The 11,474-nt window shown below is 77.2% G+C and carries 10 protein-coding genes and 1 pseudogene; 7 read left to right on the top strand and 4 right to left on the bottom strand.

Annotated features, from left to right (window positions below; translation table 11 throughout):
• The coding region (locus EJA20_RS19180; protein ID WP_205687555.1) for a PspC domain-containing protein at positions 1-722 on the bottom strand (722 nt) is incomplete at its 3' end.
• Positions 723-881: 159 nt separating this feature from the next.
• Here EJA20_RS19180 and EJA20_RS16595 point away from each other — a divergent pair.
• The 4 genes from EJA20_RS16595 (at position 882) to pcrA (ending at position 6,056) form a co-directional block, all read left to right on the top strand.
• Positions 882-2,279: an ATP-binding protein gene (locus tag EJA20_RS16595; RefSeq protein WP_129339654.1), complete on the top strand. Its 1,398-nt coding sequence runs from the start codon at positions 882-884 to the stop codon at positions 2,277-2,279.
• Positions 2,280-2,347: 68 nt separating this feature from the next.
• Complete coding sequence (locus tag EJA20_RS16590) at positions 2,348-2,962, top strand: LuxR C-terminal-related transcriptional regulator (RefSeq protein WP_129339655.1); 615 nt, start codon at positions 2,348-2,350, stop codon at positions 2,960-2,962.
• Positions 2,959-3,441 carry a DUF456 domain-containing protein gene (locus EJA20_RS16585; RefSeq protein WP_129339653.1) on the top strand — a complete coding sequence of 161 codons (483 nt, stop codon included), beginning with the start codon at positions 2,959-2,961 and terminating at the stop codon, positions 3,439-3,441. Before EJA20_RS16590 ends, EJA20_RS16585 begins: the two co-directional genes overlap by 4 nt.
• Positions 3,442-3,512: 71 nt before the next feature.
• Positions 3,513-6,056: a DNA helicase PcrA gene (pcrA, locus tag EJA20_RS16580; RefSeq protein WP_129339652.1), complete on the top strand. Its 2,544-nt coding sequence runs from the start codon at positions 3,513-3,515 to the stop codon at positions 6,054-6,056.
• A gap of 59 nt (positions 6,057-6,115) precedes the next feature.
• Here pcrA and EJA20_RS16575 read toward each other — a convergent pair whose 3' ends face one another.
• Both EJA20_RS16575 and EJA20_RS16570 read right to left on the bottom strand, forming a co-directional pair.
• Complete coding sequence (locus EJA20_RS16575) at positions 6,116-6,691, bottom strand: Clp protease N-terminal domain-containing protein (protein ID WP_129339651.1); 576 nt, start codon at positions 6,689-6,691, stop codon at positions 6,116-6,118.
• Positions 6,691-6,900, bottom strand: a complete 210-nt coding sequence (locus EJA20_RS16570; RefSeq protein ID WP_129339650.1) for an RNA polymerase subunit sigma-70 — start codon at positions 6,898-6,900, stop codon at positions 6,691-6,693. The genes EJA20_RS16575 and EJA20_RS16570 overlap by 1 nt, the downstream gene beginning before the upstream one ends.
• Before the next feature lie 226 nt (positions 6,901-7,126).
• On the opposite strand from EJA20_RS16570, the gene sucC reads away from it, so the two are divergent.
• The 3 genes from sucC to EJA20_RS16555 all read left to right on the top strand — a co-directional run bounded on the left by sucC (position 7,127) and on the right by EJA20_RS16555 (position 10,808).
• The gene (gene sucC, locus EJA20_RS16565; RefSeq protein ID WP_129339649.1) at positions 7,127-8,308 is read left to right on the top strand and encodes an ADP-forming succinate--CoA ligase subunit beta; all 1,182 of its coding nucleotides are present in this window, start codon (positions 7,127-7,129) and stop codon (positions 8,306-8,308) included.
• 37 nt (positions 8,309-8,345) lie between these two features.
• A complete protein-coding gene (gene sucD, locus EJA20_RS16560) occupies positions 8,346-9,236 on the top strand; it encodes a succinate--CoA ligase subunit alpha (protein ID WP_129339648.1) in 891 nt (296 codons plus the stop codon).
• Positions 9,237-9,341: 105 nt separating this feature from the next.
• Positions 9,342-10,808 (top strand): cell division protein PerM, encoded by a 1,467-nt coding sequence (locus tag EJA20_RS16555; RefSeq protein ID WP_420836448.1) that lies wholly within the window; start codon positions 9,342-9,344, stop codon positions 10,806-10,808.
• Positions 10,809-10,872: 64 nt separating this feature from the next.
• On the opposite strand, the pseudogene EJA20_RS19175 reads toward EJA20_RS16555, so the two are convergent.
• Positions 10,873-11,474: pseudogene (locus tag EJA20_RS19175) on the bottom strand (hypothetical protein); the annotation flags it as partial.

Genomic DNA, 11,474 nt, shown 5'->3' with positions numbered 1-11,474 from the left:
GGGAACGGGCCGAACGGGCCGGAGGGACCGGGGCGCGGCGGCACGCCCCCGGGGCGGCGGGCCGCCGCGATGACGACCCAGGCGACGACGCCGAGGAACGCGATCCAGCCGAGCGAGACGAGCACGTCGGCGTCCCCGCCCCGGATCCACCAGCGGTCGCCGCGCCCGAGGCCGACGAGGACGAGCAGGATCCCGCCGACGACCGCCATGTCGAAGCGGCCGCGCACGAGCTCCTCGAGGTGGATGCGGCCGTCGCGGCGCTCGGGCAGCAGCAGCCACGCGAGCCCGTAGGCGACGAGGCCCAGGCCGCCGAGGAGCACGCTGACGGCGAGCAGGCCGCGCACGAGGAGCGGGTCGATCGCGAAGCGCTCCGCGAGGCCGCCGGCGACGCCGCCGACCCAGCGCTCCTCCGAGCGCGCGACGCCCGTGCGGCGCAGGGAGGCGAAGAAGCCCGAGGGGCGGGGCGGGGCCGACGCGCCGGGGCCGGTCGAGGAGGGGCCGGTCGAGGAGGGGCCGGTCCAGGAGGGGCCGGTCCAGGACGCGCCGGCGCCGGGCGGGCCCGCGCCGAAGGGCGGGGCGTCGGCACCCGGGCGGGCGCCGACGGGGTCGTCGCCGCCTCCCGACGGGGCGGGGCCCAGCGCGGGCAGCGGTGTCGTCGCGGCCTCGCCGGCCGGGCCGGCGGGGTCCCCGGCGCGGGGGCCGGAGGGGCTCGTGGTGTCCATGACGACGATCGTGCTCGCCCCCGGCCCCCGGCGGGATCGGGTGCTCCCCTGAACCGACCCTGGTCCGCCCCTGGCCCGGACCCCCGCCCACCCCGGTCCCCACCCCGGTCCGTCCCCGGGAGGGTCCCCGGGCGCCGGCGGACGTGTGACGATCAGGGCGTGAGCCCCCTCGACGCCCCGGCGACCCCCCGGCCGCGCGCCCCGCTGCGCCGCCCGGAGCGGGGTCGTCTCGTCGGCGGGGTCGCGGCCGGCCTCGCGGCGCACCTGGGCCTGCGGTCCGCGGTGCCGGTGCGGATCGCGCTCGTCGCCCTCGTGCCGTTCGCGGGCACGGGCCTGGCGCTGTACCTGTTCTGGTGGGTCACCGTCCCGGTCGCCGACGCGGCGCGCGACGCCGCCGCGGGCGGGCCGCCGAGCCTGCTCGCCCGCGTGGCGCCGCGGCTCGCGGGTGCGGGGGCCGTGCGCCGCTGGCCCGTGGGCGACCTGCTCGTCGGCGGGCTCCTCGTCGTGTGCGCGGTCCTGCTCCTGCAGATGCGGGACGGCGGCGGGATGCGCAGCACCTGGCTGCTGCCGGCGATGGTCCTCGTGCTGGGGCTCGTGCTCGCGTGGAGCCAGCTCGACGCCGTGCAGCGCGGGCGGTCCCGCGGCGGGGCGCCCTCGCCCGTGCTGCGGCTGCTCGGGGGCGTGGTGCTCGCCGGCGTCGGCGTGCTGCTCCTCGTCGGGGACGTCAGCGGCCGGGGGGTGGAGCCCGCCACGCTCGTGCAGTCCGTCATCGCGTCCGTCGCGGTCCTCGGCGGGGTCGGCCTCGTCCTCGCGCCGTGGTGGCTGCGCCTCGTCCGCGAGCTCGGCGACGAGCGCGCCGCCCGCGCCCGGGAGTCCGAGCGCGCGGACATCGCCGCCCACCTGCACGACTCCGTGCTGCAGACCCTCGCCCTCATCCGGGCCCGCGCCGACGACCCGACCGAGGTCGCGCGGATGGCCCGGGCCCAGGAGCGGGAGCTGCGCGAGTGGCTCTACGACGACCGCAGCGTCCCCGGGACGTCCGTGGCCGCGGAGCTGCGCGCGGTCGTCGCCGAGGTGGAGGACACGCGCACCGGGCCGGAGGGGGGCGCGGTCGCGGTCGACACCGTCGTGGTCGGCGACCGCGAGCCCGACGCCCAGACCGCGGCCCTGCTCCAGGCGGCCCGCGAGGCCCTCGTCAACGCGGTGGTCCACGGCCGGCCCCCCGTCTCGCTCTACATGGAGGTCGGGCCGCGCACGGTCGAGGTCTTCGTCCGCGACCGCGGCGAGGGCTTCGACCTCGCGGACATCCCCGCGGACCGCTTCGGCGTCCGCGAGTCCATCCTCGGGCGCGTGCGCCGGCGGGGCGGGACCGCCACCGTGCAGTCCACGCCCGGCCGCGGGACGGAGGTCCACCTCTGCGTCCCCGTGGACGGGGCGGTGCCCGAGGCCGTCGCCGACCACGCGCCGGAGCCCGCGCCGGCCGCCGCCGAGCCCGCGGGCGCACCCGCGCCCGCCGCCGTCCCCCCGACCGTCCCCCAGAGGCAGGAGGCCCGGTGAGCCAGGCCGTCCCCGTACCGGTCCCCGTCCCCGGCGTCGTCGACGTCGTGCTCGTCGACGACCACCACATGTTCCGCGCCGGCGTGCGCGCCTCCCTCGACGAGCGCGTGCGCGTCGTGGGGGAGGCGGCCTCCGTCGACGAGGCGGTCACCGTCGTGACCGGGCTGCACCCGGCGGTCGTGCTCCTCGACGTGCACCTGCCGGGCGGCGACGGGGGCGGCGGCGCGGAGGTGCTCCGCCGGTGCACGCCGCTGCTCGGCACGACGCGGTTCCTCGCGCTGTCGGTCTCCGACGCCGCGGAGGACGTGGTGGCCGTCATCCGGGCCGGCGCCCGCGGCTACGTGACGAAGGCCATCCAGGGCCGCGAGCTCACCGACGCCGTGCTCCGGGTCGCCGCCGACGACGCGGTGTTCTCCCCGCGGCTGGCCGGCTTCGTGCTCGACGCCTTCGGCACCGCCGCCGGCGACGTGGCCATCGCCGACGACGAGCTCGACCGGCTCTCCGCGCGCGAGCGCGAGGTCATGCGGCTCATCGCCCGGGGCTACAGCTACCGCGAGGTCGCCTCCGAGCTGTTCATCTCCATCAAGACCGTCGAGACCCACGTGTCCGCGGTGCTGCGCAAGCTCCAGCTGTCCAGCCGGCACGAGCTCACCCGCTGGGCGGCCGCCCGGCGCCTCCTGTGACGGGAGCGGGCGAGCTCCTCGTCGGGCTGGTCGTGCTGGCGGGGCTCGTCGGGGTCGTGGTCCAGGTCCTGCCCGGCGCGTTCCTCGTGGCGCTCGCGGTCGTCGTCTGGGGCGTGTGGACCGGTGGCGGGTGGGGGTGGGCCGTCGTCGTCGCGGCCGTCGTCCTCACGGCGGCGGCGCAGGTGGTCAAGTACGTCGTCGCGGGGCGCCACCTCGTGCGCGGCGGCGTGCCGAACCGCAGCCTCGTGTGGGGCGGGCTCGCCGGCGTCGTGGGCTTCTTCGTGATCCCGGTCGTCGGCCTGTTCCTCGGCTTCGTCCTGGGCACCTACCTCGCCGAGCTCGCCCGCCTGCGGGAGCACCCCGTGGCGTGGCGCGCGACGGTCGTCGCCCTGCAGGCCACGGGGCTGACGATCGCCGTCGAGCTGGCGGGGTCCCTGCTGGTCACCGGCCTCTGGCTCCTCGGCGTCTGGCGCACCTGAGGACGGGGGCCCGGGCGCGCCCGTGGGCGGCGTGAGGTCGTGTCGGTGGGGCGACCTACCCTTGTCCCGCCATGACCTCCCTGTTCGAGAACCTCACCCTCTTCGCCCCCGGCGGTGCCGCGCCGCAGGGCGGCCCCGTCGTCGGCGCCGGCCCGGCGGGCGGCCGCCGGACGGACGGGACCGCGGCCGGGCTGCCGCGGCTCATGCCCCCGCGCGGGGACGAGGACGAGGCCGAGGAGGCGGAGAACCCCCGGGCCGACGCGCTCCTCGAGGGCCTCAACCCCGAGCAGCGGGCCGCGGTGCTGCACGCGGGCGGGCCCCTGCTCATCGTCGCGGGCGCCGGGTCCGGCAAGACGCGCGTGCTCACGCACCGCATCGCCCACCTGCTCGCGACGCGGCGGGCGCGCGCGGGGCAGGTCCTCGCCATCACCTTCACGAACAAGGCCGCGGCGGAGATGCGCGAGCGGGTCGAGGCCCTCGTCGGGCCTGCCGCGCAGCGGATGTGGGTCTCCACCTTCCACTCCGCCTGCGTGCGGATCCTGCGCCGCGAGGCGGCCACCCTGGGGCTGCGCTCCAGCTTCTCCATCTACGACGCGGCCGACTCCCAGCGCCTCCTCACGCTCGTGTGCCGCGAGCTCGACCTCGACCCGAAGCGGTACCCGGTCAAGGGGCTGTCCTCGCGCATCTCCGCCCTCAAGGACGAGCTCGTCGACGCGGAGACGTTCGCGAGCACCTCGGGGGAGGGGCGCTCCAACGACGCCGACACCGTGCTCGCGCAGGTCTACACGCGGTACCAGGCCCGGCTCCGGCAGGCGCACGCGCTCGACTTCGACGACCTCATCATGAGCACCGTCCACCTGCTCCAGGGGTTCCCCGCCGTCGCGGAGCACTACCGGCGCCGCTTCCGGCACGTCCTGGTGGACGAGTACCAGGACACGAACCACGCCCAGTACGTGCTCGTGCGCGAGCTCGTCGGCGGGACGGCGGCCGAGGACGCGGCGGCGGCCGCCGGGGAGGACGTGCCGGCGGTGCCCCCGGGCGAGCTGACGGTCGTCGGCGACGCGGACCAGTCCATCTACGCGTTCCGCGGCGCGAGCATCCGCAACATCCTCGAGTTCGAGGCCGACTACCCGGCGGCGACGACGATCCTGCTCGAGCAGAACTACCGCTCCACGCAGACGATCCTCTCGGCCGCGAACGCCGTCATCAGCAAGAACCCGGGGCGCACGCCGAAGCGGCTCTGGACGGACTCCGGCGCGGGCGCCCAGATCGTCGCGTACGTGGCCGACACGGAGCACGAGGAGGCCCGCTTCATCGCCGAGGAGATCGACCGCCTCGGCGACACCGCGGACGTCCGCCCGGGCGACGTGGCGATCTTCTACCGCGCGAACGCCCAGTCGCGTGCGCTCGAGGAGGTGCTGGTCCGCGTCGGCCTGCCCTACAAGGTCGTCGGCGGCACCCGCTTCTACGAGCGGCGCGAGGTCCGGGACGCCGTGGCCTACCTGCGGGCGGTCGCGAACCCGGACGACGACGTCAGCCTCCGCCGGATCCTCAACGTCCCCAAGCGCGGGCTGGGGGACCGGTCCGAGGCCATGGTCGCGACCTTCGCCGAGCGGGAGCGCATCTCCTTCGGCGCGGCCCTCGAGCGCCTCGACGAGGTGCCGGGGCTCGGCACCCGGGCCGTCACGGGCCTGCGCGCCTTCGGCGACCTCATGGGCGGGCTGCGCGAGGTCTCCGCCGGCGGAGCCGGACCGGCGGAGGTGCTCGGCGCCGTGCTCGACCGCTCGGGCCTGCTCGCCGAGCTGCGCGCGAGCGAGGACCCGCAGGACGCCACGCGCGTGGAGAACCTCGCCGAGCTCCACGCGGTGGCCACGGAGTTCGAGCAGACCGACCCCGAGGGCGACCTGGCGGACTTCCTCGAGCGCGTCTCGCTCGTCGCGGACTCCGACCAGGTGCCGAGCCCGGACGGCGGGGACGACCCGGACGCGGTCGACCCGGGCGTCATCACGCTCATGACGCTCCACACCGCGAAGGGGCTCGAGTTCCCGGTCGTCTTCCTCACGGGGCTCGAGGACGGGACCTTCCCGCACATGCGGTCCCTGACCGACCCCGACCAGCTCGCCGAGGAGCGCCGCCTGGCGTACGTCGGCCTCACGCGCGCCCGGGAGCGCCTCTACATCTCCCGCGCCGCGGTCCGGACCGCCTGGGGCGTCCCCAACGAGTTCCCGCCGAGCCGCTTCCTCGACGAGCTGCCCGAGGAGCTCGTCGACTGGCGCCGCCGGGAGTCCAGCACGTCCCAGCTGCGGGGCGGCTGGGGGTCCGGCTTCGGCACGGGCCGCGCGCGGGGCGAGGGGGGCGGCCGGTCCGCCGCCCGTGAGCGCGAGCGCGAGCAGCGTCCGGCGCTGCCGTCGACCGGGGCGTCGTTCGGCTCGGCGACCCCGCGGGCCGACGTGCCCGCGCTCGCCGCGGGCGACCGGGTCACCCACGACGCCTACGGCCTCGGGACGGTCGTCGCGATCGAGGGGGCCGGGCAGAACGCGGTCGCCAAGGTCGACTTCGGGACCGAGGGCGTCAAGCGCCTGCTCCTGCGCTTCTCACCGGTGACGAAGCTCTAGCCGGCGCCTCGCGGCCCCGGGCAGCGCCCCTCCCGGTGCCGCCCGGGTCCGAGCCGGGCTCAGCGGGCCAGGGCGAGGTCGGCGCCGTCCGCGCCGCCGCCGCGCCAGGCGGCGTGGACGGCGCGGCGCACCTCGTCGGGTCCGAGACCGAGCGCCGCGAGGGCGGTGTGCGCGGCGGTGCCGTCGAGCCGCGCCAGCGCCAGCAGCACGTGGCCGGTGTCGATGTGGCGGTGCTTCAGCGCCAGCGCCTCCCGCAGCGCCACCTCGAGCGTCTTCTTCGCGTCCCGGTCGAAGGGGACGTGGCCACGCACGGGCCGGTCCCGTGCCTCGTCCGCCGGCACGTCGAGCGCCCCCGGGCCGAACGCGGCCTCGGCCCTCCGGCGGACCGCCTCCAGGTCGATGCCGAGGCCGGCCAGGGCGCCGGCGTCGATGCCGGAACGGGCGTCCACCGCCTGCGCCACGTCCTCGGCCGTCCTCCCCACCAGCCCCAGGGCGGTCGCCGCGACGGACCCCGGGGCCCGCAGGGCGCCGAGCAGGACGTGCTCCGTGCCGATCCTGCGGTCGCCCCGTTCGCGGGCGACGAGCTGCGCGCCGACGACCCCGTCGCGCGCCTCCTGCGTGAACCGCTCGAACATCAGCCGAACCTCTTCCCGTACTTCTGGTGGACCGCCTGCCGGGACACGCCGAGCGCCGCCGCCACCTGCTGCCACGACCAGCCGAGGCGCCGCGCGCGCTCGACGTGCAGGGCCTCGATGCGGTCGGCCAGCTCGCGCAGGGCACGCACCGACCGCAGCCCCTCGGCGGGGTCCTCGGCGGTGGTCGCGGCGACGAGCTGCTCGGTCATGTCGTCAACGTAGGTTGACGACAGGACGTCCGTCAAGGTCTCTTGACGGGCAAGCGCTTGCCTTCTCTCGACGCCGGGCGAGGGCGCGCGTGCCGCAGGTCACCCCGTGTCGTCCCATGACTGCTCCGTGCGCTGTCGGGCGGGGCCCGGGGCCCGGGCTACGATCGATCGGCAGAGGCGTCGGCACACCGACGTCCGCGCGGGGCGACGAGAGGAACCGTCAGCGGTGGACCTGTTCGAGTACCAGGCACGAGACATGTTCGAGCGGCACGGCGTGCCGGTCCTGGGCGGGGTCGTCGCGACGACGCCCGACGAGGCCCGGGCCGCCGCGGAGCGCCTGCTCCCCGAGGGGGGCGGGGTCGTCGTCGTCAAGGCGCAGGTGAAGACCGGCGGCCGCGGCAAGGCCGGCGGCGTGAAGCTGGCCCGCTCCGCCGACGAGGCGGCCGAGAAGGCCGGCGAGATCCTCGGCATGGACATCAAGGGCCACACCGTCCACCGCGTCATGGTCGCCGAGGGCGCGCGCATCGCGGAGGAGTACTACTTCTCGCTGCTGCTCGACCGGGCGGAGCGCCGCTACCTGGCCATGGCCAGCGTCGAGGGCGGCATGGAGATCGAGCAGCTCGCCGTCGAGCGCCCCGAGGCCCTCGCCCGCGTCGCCGTCGACCCGCGGACCGGCATCGACGCCGCGAAGGCCGAGGAGATCGTCACGGCCGCGGGCTTCGGCCCGGAGGTCAAGGACGAGGTCGCCGCGGTGCTGCAGAAGCTGTGGGTCGTGTACCGCGAGGAGGACGCCAGCCTCGTCGAGGTCAACCCGCTCGTCCTCACGGAGGACGGCCAGGTCGTCGCGCTCGACGGCAAGGTGACCCTCGACGCGAACGCCGACTTCCGGCAGGCCGGCCACGCCGAGCTCGAGGACGCGGCGGCGGCGGACCCGCTCGAGGCCCGCGCGAAGGAGAAGGACCTCAACTACGTCAAGCTCGACGGCGAGGTCGGCGTCATCGGGAACGGCGCGGGGCTCGTCATGAGCACCCTGGACGTCGTCGCCTACGCCGGCGAGGCGCACGGCGGCGTGAGGCCCGCGAACTTCCTCGACATCGGCGGCGGCGCCTCGGCCGAGGTCATGGCGGCCGGGCTGGACATCATCCTCACGGACCCGCAGGTCAAGAGCGTGTTCGTGAACGTCTTCGGCGGCATCACGGCGTGCGACGCGGTCGCCAACGGCATCGTCGCCGCGCTGCGGATGCTCGGCGACGAGGCCTCCAAGCCGCTCGTCGTCCGCCTCGACGGCAACAACGTGCTCGAGGGCCGCCGCATCCTCGCGGAGGCCGCCCACCCGCTCGTCACGCTCGCGGAGACGATGGACGGGGGCGCCGACGCGGCCGCCCGCCTCGCTCACGAGGCCGCCTGACGCCCCGCCGGACCGAACGAGAAGAGCAGACCTCCCCATGGCCATCTTCCTGACCGAGCAGTCCAAGGTCGTCGTGCAGGGCATGACGGGCTCCGAGGGCACGAAGCACACGACCCGCATGCTGGCCTCCGGCACGCAGGTCGTCGGCGGCGTGAACCCGCGCAAGGCCGGCACGTCCGTGACGTTCCCGTCCCCGTCGGGCGAGGTGGACGTGCCCGTGTTCGGGTCCGTCGCCGACGCCATGGCGCAGACCGGCGCCGACGTGTCCGTCATCTTCGTCCCGCCGGCCTACACGAAGGCCGCCGTCGTCGAGGCGATCGAGGCGGGCATGCCGCTCGTCGTCATCATCACCGAGGGCGTCCCCGTCAAGGACACCGCCGAGTTCTTCGCCCTCGCGCAGGAGAAGGGCGTGCGCCTCGTCGGGCCGAACTGCCCCGGGCTCATCAGCCCCGGGAAGTCGAACGTCGGGATCATCCCCGCCGACATCACGGGTCCCGGCCGGATCGGCCTCGTGTCGAAGTCCGGCACGCTGACCTACCAGATGATGTACGAGCTGCGGGACCTCGGGTTCTCCTCCGCCGTCGGCATCGGCGGCGACCCGATCATCGGGACGACGCACATCGACGCCCTCGCGGCGTTCCAGGACGACCCCGACACCGACCTCATCGTCATGATCGGCGAGATCGGCGGCGACGCCGAGGAGCGCGCGGCGGCGTTCATCCGGGACAACGTCACGAAGCCCGTCGTCGGCTACGTCGCCGGGTTCACCGCCCCCGAGGGCAAGACGATGGGCCACGCCGGCGCGATCGTCTCGGGCTCCGCGGGCACGGCGCAGGCGAAGCAGGAGGCCCTCGAGGCCGCCGGCGTCCACGTCGGGAAGACGCCGTCGGAGACCGCGGCGCTCGCCCGGAAGCTCCTCCAGGCCTGACGAGCCGCCGGGCCACGCCCGGCCCCCGCGCACGACGACCGGCGCGTCCCCGTCCTGGGGGCGCGCCGGTCCGCGTCCCCGGCCGGGCGACGACCCGCCCGCACCATGGGGGACGTGAGCAGCACGACGACCCGCAGCCCGGCCCCCCGCCCGTCGGCGGCGCCGCGACCGCGGCGCACCACGCTGCTCGACGACGTGCGCCCCGAGGTCCTGCGGTCCGCGATCGACGGGGCGCCGACGTGGGTCTCCGGGGTGCTCTCCGCGCTCCAGGGTGCCCTGCTGTCGCTGCTCTGCCTCGTGCTGCCGGCCCTGGCCGCGTTCGTCGCGACCTCCGCGGACCCCACGAACGACGGGGTGCCCTGGACGCGGGCCGCCCACGTCGGGGCATCGGTGTGGCTGCTCGCGCACGGCGTCCCGACCGTGGTCGCCGGCGTGCCCGTGACGCTCGTGCCGCTGGGCGTGACGGCGCTCGCGCTGTTCACCGCGTGGGCCTCCGCGCGCCGGTCGGGGACCGCCACGCGGGCGGCGCACGGGGCGGGCACGGCGACCTACGCCGCCGCGACGCTGCTCGTCGCGCTCCTCGTCGGGGCGTCCGGCACCGGGCTGCTGCTCGCCGTCCTCGGCGGGGCGCTCGTCGGCGGGGCGGGGACCGGTCTCGGCCTCCTCGCCCGCCCCGGCGCGCGCCCCCTGCGCGAGGTCACGCGCCCGGCGTGGCGGCGGGTGCCCGCGCCCCTGCGGGTCGGCGCGACGGGCGCGGTGCTGGCCACGGCGCTGCTCGTGCTCGTGGCCGCGCTCCTCACGGTCGTGTGGGTCGTGGGCAGCATGACGACCGTCGCCGACGTGGTCCGCGCCCTCGGGCTCGACGCCGTGGGCGGCGGGGTGCTGGCGGTGGCCCAGCTGGCGTTCCTCCCCGACCTCGTGCTGTGGAACCTCGCGTGGGCGGCGGGCCCGGGGTTCGCCGTCGGGGCGGGGACGACCTTCTCGCCGCTCGCGACCGTCACGGGCCCGCTCCCGGCGGTGCCGATGCTGGGCGCCCTGCCCACCCCCGACCTCGCCGGGACGCCCGGGGTGCTGCCCCTGCTGCTCGTCGTCGCCGTCGGGGCGCTCGCGGGGCTGCACGTGCACCGGCGGCTCGTCGTCGAGCGCGCCCGCGACCTGCTGCTCGCGCTGGCGGGCCTCGCCGTCGCGGTCGTGCTGCTCGTCGCCGGGCTCGTGCGGGCCTCGGCGGGTGCCGTCGGCCCCGGGCGGCTCACGGACGTCGGCGGCGACCCGTGGGCGGTCGGCGGTGCCGCGGCGGGGCTCGTGCTCCTCGGGGCCGTGCTCGCGGCCGCACCGGCGGAGCCCCGGGTACGGGCATGGGTCCGGGGCGTCGTCGCCGGCGCCGTCGAGCGGGTGCGCCCGTGTCGGGCCACCCCCGCCGAGGTCCTCGTCGCGGCGTCGGCCGAGGGCGTCCCCGGGCGGCCCGGCGACGAGCGGCCGGCGCCCCCGGCGGCGTCGGACGCGGTCGACACGCAGGCGGTGCCCGTCGTCGACGAGCCCGTCGCGGGCCCGGCCGCACCGGGCCCGGCCTGACGCCACGTCCCGGCGCCGGTCCGTCGGCCGCCGGAGCGGGCGGCGAGGCCGCCGGCGGCGGAGCTCAGCGGTCGGTGCGGCCCCCGAGCAGCTCGAGGCGGCGCTCCTCGTAGGCGGTGTCGCAGCGCCGCTCGGCCACGACGGTGACCGCCGCGGCGCGGCAGGCCTCGTACTCCTGCGTCACGGGCCAGAGGAACAGCGGGGCGAGCGACGTGAGGGTCCACGTGGCGGCGATGCCGGCCAGGACCAGGCCACCCGTCCGGACCCCCGAGCGGGGGGCGACGCGCTCCGCCGCCCGGACCGCGCGCACCGCGAGGACGACCGCCGCGACGGCGGCCGCCGTCCCGATCGCCGGGCCGGGCAGCGGCGAGCCCGTCGCGAGCAGCGCGACCAGCAGCACGACGGCCGCCAGCCGCAGGAGCCGCCGGGCGGGCCGCAGGGCCTCGACGTCCGCGGTGCGGCCCGGCTCGGGCTCGGGCGCCGGCGTCCCGCGGCCGCCCGGGCCTGCGGACCCCGGGTCGGCCGACCGAGGAGCCGGAGCCGGGGACGGGTGCGCGGACGGGTGCGCGGACGGGTGCGCGGACGGGTCCGGGGACGTCCCGCGCGCCGGTGGCGTCGCAGGGGGCGGCGGTGGCCCGTCCGGCCGGCCGTGCCCCTCGCCCTCGG

It is taken from the genome of Cellulomonas endophytica, assembly GCF_004123805.1.
Classification (GTDB): Bacteria; Actinomycetota; Actinomycetes; order Actinomycetales; family Cellulomonadaceae; genus Cellulomonas; species Cellulomonas endophytica.
Note: the sequence above shows the minus strand (reverse complement) of the source record. Positions and strands in the feature narration are given on the sequence as shown.